Source organism: Pseudomonas poae RE*1-1-14 (assembly GCF_000336465.1).
Classification (GTDB): domain Bacteria; phylum Pseudomonadota; class Gammaproteobacteria; order Pseudomonadales; family Pseudomonadaceae; genus Aquipseudomonas; species Aquipseudomonas poae.
Genome location: NC_020209.1, coordinates 3,117,282 through 3,134,359, shown reverse-complemented (window position 1 = coordinate 3,134,359; position 17,078 = coordinate 3,117,282). Strand labels below are relative to the sequence as shown.

The window sequence follows — 17,078 nt, the reverse complement described above, 5'->3', positions numbered from 1 at the left end:
AACCCGTCCTTGATAGATCTCTATCTAATCAGTAAATCAATGATGCTCCCTGCAGATTTACTTCAGCGCCCATCTGGGCACTGCACTGATTACAGCACGGTTTTGCTACAAATCCAGGCCGCGGAAAAATACCGCAGGCCTGTGGTTGCGGGTGTGTGAGGCAAATGCCGCTGAATGAGGCGATCAATTGTGGGAGATTCAGTCGATGCCGACGAACCCTCCGGTCTGGTGCTGCCACAACCGCGCGTACAACCCTCCGTGTGCCAGCAGCTGCGCATGGTTGCCGCTTTCGGCAATCCGGCCCTTCTCCAGCACCACCAGGCGGTCCATGCGGGCGATGGTCGACAAGCGGTGCGCAATCGCGATCACGGTCTTGCCCTGCATCAGGGTTTCGAGGCTTTCCTGGATCGCCGCTTCCACTTCCGAGTCCAGTGCCGAGGTGGCTTCGTCCATGATCAGAATCGGCGCGTCCTTGAGCAGCACGCGGGCGATGGCGATGCGTTGACGCTGCCCGCCGGACAGTTTGACGCCGCGCTCACCCACATGCGCGTCGAGCCCGGTGCGGCCTTCGGCGTCCGACAGCAGCGGGATGAACTCATCGGCGCGCGCCTTGTGGATCGCGGCCCAGAGTTCTTCGTCGGTAGCCTCGGGCTTGCCGTACAGCAGGTTGTCGCGGATCGAACGGTGCAGCAGCGAGGTGTCCTGAGTGATCATGCCGATCTGCTCGCGCAGGGTTTCCTGGGCGACTTCGGCGATGTCCTGGCCGTCGATCAGGATGCGTCCGCCTTGCAGGTCGTAGAGGCGCAGCAGCAGGTTGACCAACGTTGACTTGCCCGCGCCCGATGGGCCGATCAGTCCGATCTTTTCCCCGGACTTGATCTCAAGGCTCAGGCCACCAATGATCCCGCTCTGCTTGCCATAGTGGAAATCCACCTGCTCGAAGCGCACCTCGCCATGGGGTACATGCAGGCGCGGGGCGTTGTCGCGGTCGATCACGGCCAGAGGTTGTGCGATGGTTTTCAGGCCGTCCTGCACCATGCCGATGTTTTCGAAAATGCCATTGACCACCCACATGATCCAGCCGGACATGTTGACGATGCGGATCACCAGGCCGGTGGCCAGGGCGATCGCGCCCACCGAGATGAGCGAGTGCGTCCACAGCCACAACGCAAGGCCGGTGGTGGTGACAATCAGCAAGCCGTTCATGAGGGTGATCGTCACGTCCATGCTGGTCACCACGCGGCTGGCCAGTTGGGTTTTTTCGGTCTGCTCGATGATCGCTTCCTTGGCGTATTCCTGCTCGGACTGGGTATGGGCGAACAGCTTCAGGGTGGTGATGTTGGTATAGCCGTCGACGATGCGGCCCATCAGCTTGGAACGCGCCTCGGAGGAAATTACCGAGCGCTCCTTCACCCGTGGCACGAAGTAGCGTAGCGCCAGGCTGTAGCAGACAATCCAGGTCACCAGCGGCACCATCAGGCGCCAGTCGGCTTCGGCAAACAGCACCAGAGCGCTGATGGCGTAGATCGCCACGTGCCAGATCGCGTCCACGGCCGCCACGGCGGAGTCGCGCAGTGAGTTGCCCGTTTGCATGATGCGCTGGGCGATACGCCCGGCGAAATCGTTCTGGAAGAAATTGAGGCTCTGTTTGAGCACATAGCTGTGGTTTTGCCAGCGGATCAGGCTGGTCATGCCGGGGCTGATGGTCTGGTGCACGAGCAGGTCGTGCAACGCGCCGAAAATCGGGCGCAGCAGCAGGGCGACCACGGCCATCCAGATCAGCTCAGTGCTGTGCACCTGGAAAAAGTCGGCGGGCGGCGTGCCCTGGGCCAGGTCGATGATGCGGCTCAGGTAGCTGAACAGTGCGACTTCGATCAATGCGCCGATCAGGCCCACCACCAACAAGGCGGCGAAATGCGGCCACACCTGACGCAGGTAGTAGAGGTAAAAAGACAGGACTTTATCGGGCGGGGCGGCGCTGGGCGCGTCGCGGAAGATGTCGATCAGTTGTTCAAAACGACGATAGAGCATTGGGGTTGACGCCCGCCGGGCGGGCTCTCCTTTCAAATGCGCGCGCGGCCTTGTGGGCCGCGCACGGAACTCCCTGCAAACCTTAGTCGATGCGCTTGGCCGACTTGATCAGGACAGGGTCGATTGGCACGTTCTGCATGCCTTGCTTGGTGGTGGTCTGGGAGTTGACGATGATGTCGACCACGTCCATGCCCTTGACCACTTTGGCGAATACCGCGTAACCGGCGTCGCGGCCAGGATCCAGGAAGGCATTGTCGGCGACGTTGATGAAGAACTGGCTGGTGGCCGAGTTCGGGTCATTGGTGCGCGCCATCGACAGGGTGCCGCGGACGTTATGCAGGCCGTTGCTGGCTTCGTTCTTGATCGGTGCTTCGGTCGGCTTTTGCGACATCTGCTGGGTGAACCCGCCGCCCTGGACCATGAAGCCCGGAATCACACGGTGGAAAATCGTGTTGGTGTAGAAGCCCTTGTCCACGTAGGCCAGGAAGTTCTTGGTACTGATCGGCGCCTTGACCGGGTCCAGTTCGATTTCAATGTCGCCGTTGGTGGTGGAGATCAAAACATGGGGGGCCTTGGCCGGCTGGGCCGCCATCAGGTTGGCGGCAAACAGTACGGAACCGGCAAAGAAGGCAATTTTTTTCAGCATGGGGTCAGTGATCCTGAGTGGTGATGTCGAGTGGTCGTGTTCGGCGCTGGGACAGGGTTAGGACAGGTCATCCTGGCGCGTTGTTCCTGTGCATCCCGGCCCGTCGTTTCTGTCGAGCGGGCGAGATAATCACGTTTGTGGTTGTTTGCCCAGCCTTGGGCCCCGGGTGAGCGCTGTTTCAGCTTTGCCGGGGGGCGGCAAAAGGCGCGTCCAGCGGCGCCGTGTCAAAGCTGCGCAGCAATTCAACCAGGATTTGCGTGGCCGGTCCCAGGGGTTTGTCCTTATTGGAGTACAGATAAAACGTGGGGTGACGGCTGGCTCCCTGTTCCAAGGGTAGCTGCTTGAGCACGCCCTCGGCGATTTCGCGTTCGATCAAATGCCGGGGCAGCCACGCAAAGCCCAGACCGCTGCCCACGAAGGAGGCGGCGGTGGCCAGGCTGCCGACGGTCCAGCGCTGCTCGGCGCCGAGCCAGCCCACGTCGCGCGGCTGCTGGCGCCCGGAGTCACGAATCACCACCTGCATCTGGCTTTCCAGATCCTGGAAGCTCAACTCGCGATTCATGCGGTGCAGGGGATGGTCGGGGTGGGCGACGGCAATGAACTCCACGTCGCTCAGTTCGGTGCCCAGGTAACCGGCAATGCTGAAGCTGCAGATCGCGAGGTCGGCCACGCCTTCAATCAACAGTTCCTCGACGCCCGACAGCACTTCTTCGCGCAGGCGCACGCGGCAGCCGCGGCTTTGCGGCATGAACGCGGTCAGCGCGCGCACCAGCCGCGTATTGGGGTAAGCGGCATCCACCACCAGGCGCACTTCGGCTTCCCAGCCTTGTTCCATGTGGTGGGCGAGGTCCTCGAGCTGGCTGGCGTTCTTGACCAGTTGGCGTGAGCGGCGCAGCAGCACTTCACCGGCGTCGGTGAGTACGGCCTTGCGCCCGTCGATGCGCAATAGCGGCACGCCGAGCTGGTCCTGCATGCGCGCCACGGTGTAACTCACCGAGGACTGCGATCGGTGCAGGGCTTCGGCGGCCTGGGCGAAGCCACCGTGGTCGACCACGGCCTGCAGCGTGCGCCATTGATCAAGGGTAACGCGGGGCGCTTTCAAGATGGGTTCCTCTTGTCCTAAGCTGACAGTCCTTATTGGAGACTGCCGAATGAGAAAATTGTGTTGTGCGCTGCTGGCGCTGCTGCCTATCAGTGCGTTTGCCTACCCCATCGATGTGAGCAAGAAAATCGAAGGCGTAAGCATCGATTACACGGCGTCTGATGTCGACGCCGACATCGTTTCGATCCAGTTGAGCAACTACGGTCACAACGACGCGGTGTGTTCGGTCATTTTCACCAACGGTCCCGAGTCGCCGCGTCGCCGTACGGTCACGGTGCCGGCCGGCAAAAACACCAACACCACCGTCAAGTTCAACCGCGCGATCATCAAGATGCGCATTGCCCTGGCCTGCAGTCCGAAATAAAGCAGCGCATGCCTGTGCTTATAAACAAATTTATAGATGGTTTATAGCAGTTTTTTGCGCTTTTTTATCGAGTTAGCCATGGTTAGCATGCGCTCCAGGGACTTACATAATTTGCAGACGAGGCCTACAAGCGCTTCTGCAACGTTCTGATCATCGAATGCAGCGGTCAGCAGGGCACTGTCAGCTCCGGCCGCCTGATCCTTTAATCGTCAGATAATCGCGCGCTGTTTATATGGCCCCACGCAAACCCTTCAAGTACGCGTAAGAACCTCCCTTTGCACTTGTTGCTCCTGAGTGCTCCTGCCCGACTGCCGCTTTAGCGAGGTCGGGTTTTTTTTGCCCCGAGTTTCTTCAAACGCCGAAAACCTTTAATGTCCCGCCCATTCGAAACGAGGCGCGCATGGGCTATCTACTGGTTGTCACCCTGATTCAGGCATTTTCCTTCAGCTTGATCGGCGAATACCTCGCCGGTCACGTCGACAGCTACTTCGCGGTGCTGGTGCGCGTGGTGTTGGCCGGCTTGATCTTTCTCCCGCTTACCCGCTGGCGCTCGGTAGAGCCGGCCTTCATGCGCAGCATGCTGGTGATCGGCGCGCTGCAGTTTGGCGTGACCTACGTCTGCCTGTATCTGAGCTTTCGCGTATTGACGGTCCCGGAAGTGCTGCTGTTCACCATCCTCACGCCGTTGCATGTGACGCTGATCGAAGATGCTCTCAATCGGCGCTTCAACCCTTGGGCGCTGGTGGCGGCACTGGTGGCGGTGGCGGGCGCGGCGGTGATTCGCTTCGACCAGATCACGCCGAATTTCCTGATGGGTTTTCTGCTGCTGCAACTGGCCAACTTCACCTACGCCGCCGGGCAGGTCATGTACAAACATTTGGTGGCGCGTTATCCGAGCGATCAGCCGCACTACCGGCGTTTCGGTTATTTCTACCTGGGCGCATTGCTGGTGGTGTTGCCGGCGTTCCTGCTGTTCGGCAAGTCCGACTTTCTGCCGCAGGCACCGTTGCAGTGGGGCGTGTTGCTGTTCCTGGGCCTGGTCAGCACCGCGCTGGGCATGTACTGGTGGAACAAGGGCGCGTGTCTGGTCAATGGCGGCACGCTGGCGGTGGTCAACAATCTGCATGTGCCGGTGGGGCTGTTGCTGAACCTGCTGATCTGGAACCAGCATGAGCCGCTGGGGCGCCTGGCGCTGGGTGGACTGGTGATTCTGGGCGCGGTGTGGATCAGCCGACTTGGCATTCGCACAGCGCCGGCGCATGCCTGATTCAATGGGTGGGAGCGGCTGGCTCCCACCTTGAGATAAAAGCCTAGACAGCGCTGTTTTCCGGGGCAGGCAGTGGGCTGAACACGCCGGCTCGCAGGTCGTTGCCGCTTGGCTGCTGATACAAACTCAAGCCGAATTCCGGCAATACCGCCAACAGGTAATCAAAAATGTCCCCCTGGATCCGCTCGTAATCCGCCCACGCGGTGGTGCGGGTGAAGCAGTAGATTTCCAGTGGCACGCCCTGGGCGGTGGTCTGCATCTGGCGCACCATGCAGGTCATGTTCGGCTGAATGTCCGGATGGCTTTTCAGATAAGCCAGGGCGTAGGCGCGGAAGGTGCCGAGGTTGGTCATGCGGCGACGGTTGGCCGACAGCTGTGCGCTGTTACCCTGGGCTTCGTTCCAGGCCTTGAGTTCGGCCTGCTTGCGGCTGATGTAGTCGGTGAGCAAGTGCACCTGGGTCATGCGCACTTCTTCGTCATCGCGCAGAAAACGCACGCCGCTGGCATCGATATACAGGCTGCGTTTGATACGGCGTCCGCCCGAGGCCTGCATGCCGCGCCAGTTCTTGAACGACTCGGACATCAGGCGCCAGGTGGGGATGGAGACGATGGTCTTGTCGAAGTTCTGCACCTTGACCGTGTGCAGGGTGATGTCCACCACATCGCCGTCGGCACCGACCTGCGGCATTTCGATCCAGTCGCCCACGCGCAGCATGTCATTGCTGGTGAGCTGCACGCTGGCGACGAATGACAGCAGGGTGTCCTTGTACACCAACAGGATCACCGCCGACATGGCACCCAGGCCGGACAGCAGCAACAGCGGCGAGCGGTCGATCAGGGTGGCAACGATGATGATCGCGGCAAACACGAACAACACCATTTTCGTCAACTGCACATAGCCCTTGATCGAGCGGGTGCGCGCGTGTTCGGTGCGCGCGTAGATGTCCAGCAGCGCGTTGAGCAGGGCGCTCACGGCCAGCGTCAGAAACAGGATGGTGATCGCCAGGGCGACGTTGCCGATAAACAGGATGGCGGTCTTGCCCAGGTTCGGCACGAGGTACAGGCCGAACTGGATCACCAGGGAGGGTGTCATCTGCGCCAGGCGATGGAAGACCTTGTTGTGCCGCAGGTCGTTGAGCCAGTGCAGAGCCGGTTGCCGGCCAAGCAGCTTGACCGCGTGCAGGATGAGGTAACGCGCCACGCGCCCGAGCAGCAGGGCCACCACCAGCAATACCAGCAGGCCGAGGCTGGAATGCAGCAGCGGATGCTCGTCGAGGGTGCCCCAAAGGTCTTGCACGTTGCGCCACAGCTGTTTGATATCCATGGGTAAAGCCGATTCCTCTGTAAGACAAGACGAGGGCGATTAGAGCATTTAAGTGGGCTGAAGTTGACGCCATGGACAAATACACTCACAAAAAAGCGTCTGATTCGCACTGTCCGCGTAAAGAAACTCGGTTTGGACGCCCGAAACCGTTACCCTATGCAGCTGATATTTTGTATTTCTTCGAGGTAGCACCCGTGTTTTCCCAATTCGCCCTGCACGAACGCCTGCTCAAAGCCGTGGCCGAGCTTAAATTTGTCGAGCCAACGCCTGTGCAGGCAGCGGCCATTCCGCTCGCGCTCGAAGGGCGTGACCTGCGGGTGACGGCGCAGACCGGCAGTGGCAAGACCGCTGCGTTCGTCCTGCCGATTCTCAATCGCCTGATCGGCCCGGCCAAAGTGCGGGTCAGCATCAAGACCCTGATCCTGCTGCCTACCCGCGAACTGGCCCAGCAAACCTTGAAGGAAGTGGAGCGCTTCTCGCAGTTCACCTTCATCAAGTCCGGCCTGATCACTGGCGGTGAAGACTTCAAGGTCCAGGCCGCCATGCTGCGCAAGGTGCCGGACATTCTGATCGGCACGCCGGGCCGCATGATCGAGCAACTCAACGCCGGTAATCTGGACCTCAAGGAAGTCGAAGTGCTGGTGCTCGACGAAGCTGACCGCATGCTGGACATGGGCTTTGCCGACGACGTGCAGCGTTTGGTCAGTGAGTGCGTCAACCGTCAGCAGACCATGCTGTTCTCCGCCACCACCGGCGGCTCGACCCTGCGCGACATGGTCGCCAAGGTCCTGAACAACCCCGAGCACCTGCAGGTCAACAACGTCAGCGACCTGAACGCGACGACGCGTCAGCAGATCGTCATGGCTGACCACAACGTGCACAAGGAACAGATCCTCAACTGGTTGCTGGCCAACGAGACCTATCAGAAGGCCATCGTGTTCACCAACACCCGTGCCGCTGCCGACCGCATCTACGGTCGCCTGGTGGCTCAGGAATACAAGGCGTTCGTGCTACACGGCGAGAAAGACCAGAAAGACCGCAAACTGGCCATCGACCGCCTCAAGGCGGGCGGCGTGAAAATTCTGGTGGCCACTGACGTTGCCGCGCGTGGTCTGGACGTGGATGGTCTGGACATGGTCATCAACTTTGACATGCCCCGCAGCGGCGACGAATACGTGCACCGTATCGGCCGCACCGGGCGTGCCGGCAACGATGGCCTGGCGATCTCGCTGATCTGCCACGGCGATTGGAACCTGATGTCGAGCATCGAGCGCTACCTCAAGCAGTCGTTCGAGCGCCGCACCATCAAGGAAGTCAAAGGCACCTACACCGGGCCGAAGAAGGTCAAGGCGTCGGGCAAGGCCGTTGGCGTGAAGAAGAAAAAAACCGACGCCAAGGGCGACAAGAAGAAAGCCGGCGCCAAGTCGCCGACCAAGCGCAAGATCGCCAATCGCCCAAAGACCGACAACCTGTCGCTCGTCAGCAAAGACGGCATGGCACCGCTCAAGCGTCGCAAGCCGCAAGCACCGGCTGCGGAATAACGCTGTAGCAACAAAAAAACCGGACACTGTCCGGTTTTTTTATGCGCGATGTTGGGGGTTGCCGCGTGGAACGTCTGGGAATTTCAGGAAAGTTGCGTCCGTCCATTGAGCTGAACGCAGCGTCACGCTGCGGGTCACACGCTTACGGGCTACCTTTCAACGGCTCGCAGGAGGAATCAGGATGACGACTTACAGCTGGGATTTGATCGAACGTTTGCTGCACGAAGTGCAGAACGGCGAGGGCAGCTTCGCTCCGCGTAAATACGCCGCGCAGGAAGCCGCAGGCAAGGCCATGGCAGGCGAGTCGGTTGGCAACCTTGATGCACTGAAAGACACCGCTGCAGGTTATGAAGCGCTGTTGCTCGAGCGCGGGTTTATTGAATCGCGTCCGGAGGCAGAGGGCGGCAATGGCGAGAATTTTATCCTGACGCCACGGGGCTCGAGCCTGCTGTCGCTGATCGACAGCTCCATTCCTGGCGAGCATCACCCGCGTCATGTGCTGGACCAGCAGGAAGACGCGCTGCATGAAGCTACATTCGATGAGGTGGCTTCCAAAGCTGCCATTGCTGGCGGCGCGATCTGATTTATGCGGGAGGGGGCTTGCTCCCTCCCGCACTCAGTTAACAGCCTTCAGACACTTCAATGCTTTGAAGTCACTACGAACGCCATCGATTTTTTGCGTGAGTTTGATGCGTTGCTGCTCGGTGCTCTGCGCCATCAAATTCATGATCAGGCTGCGCGCAGCCGCCTCGGTTTGTGCATAGGCGGCGCGATATTGCGGCGTCCACAAGCTTTCACGCTCCACCAGCAATTGCTGCACTTTCTGCGGGAAGTCGGCGCTTTGGCGTTGCTTGAGGGCGTCAATGAACTGGGCCTGCCAATGGGCACGGTTGCCGATCCAGGCGGTGTTCTGATCACCCAGTTCGGTTGACCAGGCCATCACGCGACTTTGCTGGCTGGCGCTGAGCGGTCCCATCCAGGCGTCCAGGCGTTTGTTCATGCGCTCGGCGCGCTCCTTGATCTGCTGGGGCAGCGGCGGTTTGAGGTATTCGTCCTGGCGTTTGCGCAGGTCCTTGGCCAGCGCGTCGTTCATTTCCTTGACCTGTTGGTCATCCAGCCCCTGCAGCAGTTGAATCGCCGACGGCGTGATCTCCCGCGCGATGTCGGCAATCGCCTGCTTGGCTTCGACGGTGCGCGCTTGCAGCGCTGCGTCGGTGACCTGATTGTCGTCAACCATCTGCTGCAAGCGATCCAGCCAATCCAGGTAACCCGGCAACTGCGTGGTGCAATGCCAGGCCAGGTGCTGCTTGAGGGTGTCGTTGAACCAGCTCTTCTGCCCGGCATTCATGTCCAGGTAATCGTTGAGGGTCCAGGGGATGATCACATCGAGATTGCGGTAGGCCAGGCCCACACGATTGCAGCCGGCGAGCACCAGGCTGAGCGTCAGCAGTACCACCAGAAGTTTGAGCCGGCTTAGCATGGGCGAGTCCTTGCGCAGAGGGGGTCACGTATCTGAACCTGCGCGGGGCGCGACAGTTCAGCCGATCAATAAAACGAGCGCGCGGCCTTCAAGGTCAACAGGCCATCGCATTGCGAGTTGTGCCCGGAGTAGGCCGAGCAGTCGCCGCCGCTCAGGCTGGAATCGCTGTAGATGAGGTCCAGATCGATGCCTTTCCACGCTCTGGAAAACTGTACCGACCAGTCGCTGAAGCTGCGAATCGAGCCGCTGTCTACCGAGACCGGGGTGCCCAGTTGATGGGTGGTGTACTTCATGCTCACCCCGATGCCGAAGGGCTGGGTGCCGCTGAGGTCGGCAAACAGCGTGCTGTCCTGACGGTCGGGATCATTGCTGAAGGAGGCGCCGAAACGGTTGCCGAGCAGGTTGAGACCGCCGTAGAACTCCTGGCTGTCCAGTGGGCTGAGGGTGGGGTAGCTGTAGTGGATCAGGCCGACTTCGTAGCCCAGGGTCTGGTCGAAAGGATGTTTGAAGCCCATATACGAGTCGACTTCGAGGTCGCGGGAAGACGAAAGCCCCATGTTCGGCGAAAACTGGCCAAAATACAGGCCACTGTTGTGGCTCAAATCCAGGCCGCCATGGAAAGAGTCGCTGCCCGGCGAGGTCGGCTTGACCAGGCCCTGGGCCATGGAACGGCTCGGCGTGGTGCCCAACTTGAGGTCGAAGTCACCCCATTCGCGCTGGAAGATATGCGCTTCGGCGAGGGGGCTGGCGGCCAGGGCGCTGACCAGAAAAATGCATGGTTTGAACATGCTTCACTCCATGAAAAGCGAGGAGCAGTGACAGAAAAAGTCGGGCAGATGCCCGCGCTAGACGTGTGCAAGCATAACGGCGAATGACCAGCGGGGAGCCCCGTTCGTCGATTAGCGCAGTTTGAGGTGAAGCTGGAGGGTGTCTCGGATTCCAGTCCTAGCGCCTTGAGAGCAAGACGCATAGGGACCAGATGTGCTGCGCGGGTGTTACTTCTTGCCCAGGCTGATCTGCTTGGACGGGCCGAAAGTCTGGCCGCTCACGCCCTTGGCAATTTGCTGGATTTCGCCGCCGGACTTGAGGAAAGCAGCAATCTGGCTGTTGATCGATTCGCTGGTTTCAACCGCGGGAGCTGGCTTTGCTTTGCTGTTGGATGCTTTTACACGCATGGCGGCCACTAACCTGTAGAGAATTAACTTGGCCAGGCATCGTACAGGAAATACTTGACAATTGCTTGGCAAATATCCCCCGGAGACTGAGATTAACGCCGGTAATCAACGGCCGTTAATCGCCGAATTAAACGGCTAACTTACTGTTTTAAATCAGTTCATCAGGTCGTAGGGGCGTCAGGCAGCTCGCCAGGATTCAGCCGAATGATCAGACGAGCGGCCTGCGCTAGTAGGACGCCATGCCCACCCGCGATTTTCGCCGGTCACGCGCGTGCCGGTCTCAACTCGGGTAGAATGCCGCCCACGTAATGAGGGTATTTGGAAATGGCTTTAGTCGGGCGCTACAACAGCTTGCAAGTGGTTAAACACACCAACTTCGGTTTGTACCTGGACGGTGCGCAGGATGGCGAAATCCTCTTGCCCAATCGGTATATCCCCAAGGATATTCCCAGTGAAGATGAAGACTGGCTTAACGTTTTCATCTATCTGGACAGCGATGACAAACTTATCGCCACGACGGAAAAACCCAAAGTTCAGGTGGGCGAATTCGCCAGTTTGAAAGTCGTTGAAGTCAACAGTATTGGTGTGTTCCTTGATTGGGGACTGCCCAAGGATCTGTTGCTGCCGTATTCGGAAGAAAAGCGCCAGTTGACCGCCGGCGAGTACTGCGTGGTGCACGTTTACCTCGACAAACACACCCGGCGCATTACTGCCACTGCGCGGCTTGACCGCTACCTCGACAAGACGCCGGCCAATTACCAGGTAGGCCAGGAAGTCGACCTGTTGGTGGCCGAGGCGACCGACATGGGCTTCAAGGCGATCATCAACAATAAACACTGGGGCCTGATTCACAAGAACGAAGTGTTCAAATTCCTGCGCCCGGGCAAGGAAGAGAAAGGCTTCATCAAGGAAATTCGCGCCGATGGCAACATCAGCCTGAGCCTGCAGCCGGTCGGCCACGAAGCGGCGTCGAGCCTCAACTCCAAGATTCTCGCCAAGTTGCGTGACAACAACGGCACGTTGCCGGTCAGCGATAAAAGTGATCCTGCGGTTATCAGCAACTTGTTCGGCGTCAGCAAGGGCAACTTCAAGAAAGCGATTGGTGCGCTCTACAAGCAGGGTCAGATCGTGATTCACGCGGATCGCATTGAACTTAGCTGAGTAGGGTTTGCTCTTTGTAGGAGCGAGCTTGCTCGCGAAAAAGGAACATCCGCCCGTGCGATGTACCTGAAAACTTTTCGCGAGCAAGCTCGCTCCTACCGGGTCCTTCGTTATGTCCAAGAAAACGCTGTTTGCCTGCCTCGGCACCCTCGTTGCCTTCCTGATTCTCGACGGCCTGTGGCTTGGCGTGCTCATGGGCCCTACCTACAAATCCCTGCTAGGCCCGCTGATGCTTGATCAGCCACGCGTGCTGCCTGCCGCGTTGTTCTATGTGCTCTATGTCATGGGTTGCGTGCTGTTCGTGGTACTGCCCAGCACCAGCTGGCAGCGCGCCGCGCGCATGGGCGCCTTGCTCGGACTGGTGGCATACGGTACTTACGACCTGAGCAACTGGGCCACCTTACAAGGCTGGTCTGCCGGCCTTGCGGTGATGGACATGGCCTGGGGCACTTTCCTGACGGCAACCTGTTGCACGATCGGCTACCTGTGTGCACAACGAGTGCGCCGCTGATTGTGTACACAATTAATGTGCACCGTTGTTGAGCGCGGCGCCCGCAGTTAAGGTTCCGTGTACTGCTCTGGAGCGCTGTTGCAGGGGGATTGTGTGCTATTGGCACGCAATCTGCTGACTACCTCGTATACAAACCATGCCGCCTCCCGTATGCACCCGTTATGGATGCGCAGGCCGGTATTTCGAGGAGCCCAGCGATGACCGAACAATTGCCCAACGGCTACAGCCCACGCCTGTATAACCAGGACCTGGGCCCGCTGCCGCAGAAATGGACCTGGTACAACATCTTCGCCTTCTGGATGAGCGACGTGCACAGCGTCGGCGGCTACGTGTTCGCCGCCAGCCTGTTTGCACTGGGCCTGGCCAGTTGGCAGGTGCTGATCGCGTTGCTGGCCGGCATTTGTATCGTGCAGTTGATTGCCAATCTGGTGGCAAAGCCGAGCCAGCAAGCCGCAGTGCCCTATCCGGTGATCTGCCGGCTGGCTTTCGGCGTGTTTGGGGCCAATATTCCCGCAGTGATTCGCGGACTGATTGCGGTGGCGTGGTATGGCATTCAGACTTATCTGGCGTCCAGTGCCCTGATCATCGTGGTGCTGCGCTTTTTCCCACAAATGGCGGTGTATGCAGAGCCGCACTTCGCAGGCCTGTCTTACCTGGGCTGGTTTGGTTTCCTGACGTTGTGGGTGTTGCAGGCGGCGGTATTCTGGGCCGGGATGGAGTCGATCCGTCGCTTTATCGACTGGGCGGGGCCGGTGGTGTACGCGGTGATGTTCGCCCTGGCCGGCTGGATCGTGTGGAAAGCGGGCTGGAGCAACATCAGCTTCACCCTGGCCGAAAAGTCACTGTCGGGCTGGCAGGCATTCGGTCAGGTGATCGTGGCGACCGCGCTGGTGGTGTCTTACTTCTCCGGGCCAACACTGAACTTCGGCGATTTCAGCCGTTACTGCCGCAGCATGCAGGATGTAAGGCGCGGCAACTTCTGGGGCCTGCCGATCAACTTCCTGGCGTTCTCTCTGGTAACCGTAGTGATCGTCTCGGGCACCTTGCCGGTGTTTGGTGAAATGCTGCATGACCCGATTGCCACCGTTTCGCGCATCGACAACGACATGGCGGTGCTGCTGGGCGCCTTTGCATTCGTCACCGCGACCATCGGCATCAACATCGTCGCCAATTTCGTGTCCCCGGCGTTTGATTTTGCCAATGTCGCGCCCAGCAAAATCAGCTGGCGCGCCGGTGGAATGATCGCGGCGGTAGCGTCGATCTTCATCACGCCCTGGAACCTGTTCAACAACCCGCTGATGATCCACTACACCCTGGATATCCTCGCGGCATTCATCGGGCCGTTGTTCGGGATTCTGCTGGTGGACTTCTACCTCATCAAAAAACAGAAAATCGATGTGGACGCACTGTTCGATGACAGCCCGAGCGGGCGCTACTACTTCGACGGCGGCGTGAACTGGACGGCGGTAAAAGCGCTGGTGCCGGCGACGCTGGTGGGGGTCGCGATCACGTTCACACCGGCACTGCAGGGGATGGCCAACTTCGCCTGGTTTACCGGGTGCTTCCTGGGCGGCCTGTTTTTTCTGGTCCTGGCGCGCCGTGAGCAGGTGCGCGTTGGCGCCCCGATGGTTGCGGGCTGACCGGCCGCGCGTGATGGTTTGAACGAACGGTCAGGATCCAGATCCATTCAGTAATAGATTAGTTGTGGTTTCGTTCAAGCATTACGTAGGACTTAGGGCTACTATCAGTGTAGGAAACGGCGACATACATCCGCCGACTCGCACACCCTCAAGGGGGGCAACCATGAAAGAGAAAATCCATAACTGGCTCCATGACCTCGGCGTTGCACTTGGCTTGATCGAGCCGCCCTTGCAACCGGTGCCCATCCGCACCGATGACGAGCAGCGTCGTCCGCGTCGCCGGTAAGCATTCTGAGTGGGAGCAGGGCTGCTCCCACATTCATTTTGTGGCGGGCATTAAACCGTGCGAGCCACAACCGACTCCGGTTTACGCGACAGCAGGCTCACCGCCAAAAACGTCACCAGCCCCACCGCCAGGCTGTAGTAGATCGGCGTGTTCGCATCCAGCCCATCCTTGAACATGAACACCAGCGCGGTCATAAAGCCCAACGCCATCGAGGCAATGGCCGCTGATGTGGTCGCACGCTTCCAGAAAATCGCCCCCATCAGCGGGATCAGCATGCCGCCCACAAGCAGGTTATAGGCCAAGGTCAGAGCGCTGATCACGTCACTTACCACCAACGCGATTCCCAGCACAGCCGCCCCGGTCAGCAAGGTAAACAGGCGGTTGATGCCCAGGCTCGACTGTTTGCCACCGCGCAGCCGTGGCAGCAGGTCTTCTGTGAGAACGGTGGAAGCTGCGAGCAGGCTGGCGCTGGCGGTCGACATCATTGCCGCGAGGGCCGCAGCGATCACCAGGCCGCGGATGCCGTCCGGCAGCGACAGTTTGACGATGGCGGCAAACGCGTTATTGACGTTATCCAGGTCCGGGATCAGCACATGCGCCGCCATGCCGATCAGGGCGCAGGCCAAGCCATAGACGATGCAGTAGAAACCGGCGAACGTGCCGGCGTACCGGGCGACCTTTTCGTCACGGGCAGTGAACACCCGCTGCCAGATATCCTGGCCGATCAGGATGCCGAAGAAGTAAATCATGAAGTAGGTGATGATCGTGTCCCAGCCGATTGCCGTGAAGCTGAAGCTCGACGCAGGCAACCGGTTTACCAGTTCATCCCAGCCACCGACGCGGTACAGGCAGATCGGCAGCAGGATGAACATCAGGCCGACGGTCTTGATCACGAACTGCACGATGTCGGTCAGCGTCAGTGACCACATGCCGCCGATAGCCGAATACACGACCACCACGCCACCGCCCAGCAGCAATGAACTCCAGAAGGGCAAGTCGAACAGCACCTGCAGCACGGTGCAGATTCCCAGCACCGACGTCACGCCCAGCATCACCGCATAAGCCAGCATGATCACCGCGCTGGCCTGGCGCGCCATGGGGTTGTAGCGCTTTTCCAGGACCTGGGTAACGGTGAAGATCTTCAGCTTGAGCAGCGGCTTGGCCAGGAACAGGTTCAGCGCAATGATCCCCATGCCCAGCGCCGCGCACAGCCAGAAGCCGGAAATGCCGTGCACGTAACCCAGGCGTACGGTGCCGACGGTGGACGCGCCGCCCAGCACCGTGGCGGCCATGGTGCCCATGTACAGCGACGGGCCCAGGTTGCGCCCGGCCACCAGGTAGTCTTCGTGGGTTCTGGCGCGGCGCATGCCGTAATAGCCGAGCACGAGCATGCCGGCGGCGTAGATAAGTACGACGAATAAATCCAAAGCCATGACGGCGGTTCTCCAATTATATTTTTTGTGGGCGAGCTGGCGGCAGACGGCTGCGCAAATACGCGAAGCAAGGATCAGGTGCCTTGGGATCTGCGATCCCGTTGGCGGTCAGTGCGTGAGAGCTGTTTTTATTGTTTGCCTCATGAGTGCGCATATCAGCGGTGCGCCACGCCGGGCAGCACGCAGAGCATCTCGTACAGCAGGTTGGCGCCCAGCAGCGAGGTGTTGCCGGTGGTGTCATAGGGCGGTGAAACTTCTACCAAATCACAACCAATCAGGTCGAGGCCCTGGCAGCCACGGATGATTTCGATCGCCTGGATGGTGGTCAGCCCGCCGATTTCCGGAGTGCCGGTGCCAGGCGCCCAGGCCGGGTCGATGCCATCGATGTCAAAACTCAGGTACACCGGGCCGCCGCCGACCTTGTCGCGCACCTCGGCCATCAAAGGCGCGAGAGACTGATGCCAGCACTCTTCGGCCTGGACCACGCGAAAGCCCTGCTTGCGACTCCAGTTGAAGTCTTCGGCGGTATAGCCCTGAGCGCGCAGGCCGATCTGCACCACGCGGTCGCAATCGAGCAGGCCTTCCTCGACAGCGCGGCGGAAGGTAGTGCCGTGGGCGATTTTCTCGCCGAACATGTGATCGTTGACGTCGGCGTGGGCATCGATGTGCACCAGCCCGACCTTGCCGTGTTTCTTGTGGATGGCCCGCAAAATCGGCAGCGTGATGGTGTGATCGCCACCCAGGGTCAGGGGAATCACGTTGTATTCGAGGATTTCATCGTAGGCTTGTTCGATGATGCGTACGGCGTCCAGCAGGTTGAAGGTATTGATCGCCACGTCGCCTATGTCCGCCACCGACAGCGAATCGAACGGCGCGGCGCCGGTGGCCATGTTGTAGGGGCGGATCATCACCGATTCGGCGCGGATTTCGCGCGGCCCGAAGCGGGTGCCGGCGCGCAGCGAGGTGCCGATATCCAGCGGCACGCCGACAAAAGCAGCGTCCAGGCCTCTGGCCGTTGGCAGGTGCGGCAGGCGCATCATGGTGGCGATGCCGGCGAAGCGCGGCATTTCATTGCCGCCCAGTGGTTGATGGAAAGTCTTGTCCACGGGAGTGCCTC

The 17,078-nt window shown here is 59.9% G+C and carries 17 protein-coding genes; 8 read left to right on the top strand and 9 right to left on the bottom strand.

Going from position 1 to position 17,078, the window contains the following annotated elements:
* Positions 1 to 198: 198 nt before the first annotated feature.
* The 3 genes from H045_RS13490 to H045_RS13480 form a co-directional block, all read right to left on the bottom strand.
* A complete protein-coding gene (locus H045_RS13490) occupies positions 199 to 2,031 on the bottom strand; it encodes an ABC transporter ATP-binding protein (RefSeq protein ID WP_015372629.1) in 1,833 nt (610 codons plus the stop codon).
* Between the two features lie 82 nt (positions 2,032 to 2,113).
* Positions 2,114 to 2,677: a peptidylprolyl isomerase A gene (locus H045_RS13485; RefSeq protein WP_015372628.1), complete on the bottom strand. Its 564-nt coding sequence runs from the start codon at positions 2,675 to 2,677 to the stop codon at positions 2,114 to 2,116.
* A 178-nt stretch (positions 2,678 to 2,855) separates the two neighbouring features.
* Positions 2,856 to 3,779, bottom strand: a complete 924-nt coding sequence (locus H045_RS13480) for a PA3225 family LysR-type transcriptional regulator (protein WP_003230476.1) — start codon at positions 3,777 to 3,779, stop codon at positions 2,856 to 2,858.
* 49 nt (positions 3,780 to 3,828) lie between these two features.
* Here H045_RS13480 and H045_RS13475 point away from each other — a divergent pair, with 49 nt between their 5' ends.
* Both H045_RS13475 and H045_RS13470 read left to right on the top strand, forming a co-directional pair.
* Positions 3,829 to 4,143, top strand: a complete 315-nt coding sequence (locus tag H045_RS13475; RefSeq protein WP_015372627.1) for a hypothetical protein — start codon at positions 3,829 to 3,831, stop codon at positions 4,141 to 4,143.
* Between the two features lie 400 nt (positions 4,144 to 4,543).
* Complete coding sequence (locus tag H045_RS13470; RefSeq protein ID WP_003230480.1) at positions 4,544 to 5,410, top strand: carboxylate/amino acid/amine transporter; 867 nt, start codon at positions 4,544 to 4,546, stop codon at positions 5,408 to 5,410.
* 43 nt (positions 5,411 to 5,453) lie between these two features.
* Here H045_RS13470 and H045_RS13465 read toward each other — a convergent pair whose 3' ends face one another.
* Complete coding sequence (locus H045_RS13465; protein WP_015372626.1) at positions 5,454 to 6,734, bottom strand: mechanosensitive ion channel family protein; 1,281 nt, start codon at positions 6,732 to 6,734, stop codon at positions 5,454 to 5,456.
* A gap of 194 nt (positions 6,735 to 6,928) precedes the next feature.
* Between H045_RS13465 and H045_RS13460 the strand changes: the two genes are divergently transcribed.
* Together H045_RS13460 and H045_RS13455 are read left to right on the top strand one after the other, a co-directional pair.
* A complete protein-coding gene (locus tag H045_RS13460; protein ID WP_015372625.1) occupies positions 6,929 to 8,275 on the top strand; it encodes a DEAD/DEAH box helicase in 1,347 nt (448 codons plus the stop codon).
* Between the two features lie 181 nt (positions 8,276 to 8,456).
* Positions 8,457 to 8,858, top strand: a complete 402-nt coding sequence (locus tag H045_RS13455; protein WP_015372624.1) for a hypothetical protein — start codon at positions 8,457 to 8,459, stop codon at positions 8,856 to 8,858.
* Between the two features lie 33 nt (positions 8,859 to 8,891).
* Here H045_RS13455 and H045_RS13450 read toward each other — a convergent pair whose 3' ends face one another.
* The 3 genes from H045_RS13450 to H045_RS13440 form a co-directional block, all read right to left on the bottom strand.
* Positions 8,892 to 9,755, bottom strand: coding sequence for a DUF6279 family lipoprotein (locus tag H045_RS13450; protein ID WP_015372623.1), 864 nt, complete (start codon positions 9,753 to 9,755; stop codon positions 8,892 to 8,894).
* Between the two features lie 65 nt (positions 9,756 to 9,820).
* Positions 9,821 to 10,543 carry a TorF family putative porin gene (locus tag H045_RS13445; protein ID WP_003230490.1) on the bottom strand — a complete coding sequence of 241 codons (723 nt, stop codon included), beginning with the start codon at positions 10,541 to 10,543 and terminating at the stop codon, positions 9,821 to 9,823.
* Positions 10,544 to 10,750: 207 nt separating this feature from the next.
* Complete coding sequence (locus tag H045_RS13440) at positions 10,751 to 10,930, bottom strand: hypothetical protein (protein WP_003193095.1); 180 nt, start codon at positions 10,928 to 10,930, stop codon at positions 10,751 to 10,753.
* A gap of 324 nt (positions 10,931 to 11,254) precedes the next feature.
* Between H045_RS13440 and H045_RS13435 the strand changes: the two genes are divergently transcribed.
* The 4 genes from H045_RS13435 (at position 11,255) to H045_RS25635 (ending at position 14,528) form a co-directional block, all read left to right on the top strand.
* A complete protein-coding gene (locus H045_RS13435) occupies positions 11,255 to 12,091 on the top strand; it encodes a CvfB family protein (RefSeq protein WP_015372622.1) in 837 nt (278 codons plus the stop codon).
* A gap of 112 nt (positions 12,092 to 12,203) precedes the next feature.
* Positions 12,204 to 12,602 carry a DUF2177 family protein gene (locus tag H045_RS13430; protein ID WP_003230494.1) on the top strand — a complete coding sequence of 133 codons (399 nt, stop codon included), beginning with the start codon at positions 12,204 to 12,206 and terminating at the stop codon, positions 12,600 to 12,602.
* A gap of 197 nt (positions 12,603 to 12,799) precedes the next feature.
* Entirely contained in the window at positions 12,800 to 14,242 is a 1,443-nt protein-coding gene (locus H045_RS13425) for an NCS1 family nucleobase:cation symporter-1 (RefSeq protein WP_003230495.1), read from the top strand.
* Between the two features lie 163 nt (positions 14,243 to 14,405).
* On the top strand, positions 14,406 to 14,528 hold the full coding sequence (locus H045_RS25635; protein WP_015372621.1) for a PA1414 family protein: 123 nt from the start codon (positions 14,406 to 14,408) through the stop codon (positions 14,526 to 14,528).
* Between the two features lie 50 nt (positions 14,529 to 14,578).
* On the opposite strand, the gene H045_RS13420 is transcribed toward H045_RS25635, so the two are convergent.
* The gene (locus H045_RS13420; RefSeq protein ID WP_015372620.1) at positions 14,579 to 15,961 is read right to left on the bottom strand and encodes a sodium:solute symporter family protein; all 1,383 of its coding nucleotides are present in this window, start codon (positions 15,959 to 15,961) and stop codon (positions 14,579 to 14,581) included.
* Positions 15,962 to 16,116: 155 nt separating this feature from the next.
* Complete coding sequence (gene speB, locus H045_RS13415) at positions 16,117 to 17,067, bottom strand: agmatinase (RefSeq protein WP_015372619.1); 951 nt, start codon at positions 17,065 to 17,067, stop codon at positions 16,117 to 16,119.
* Positions 17,068 to 17,078: the final 11 nt, after the last annotated feature.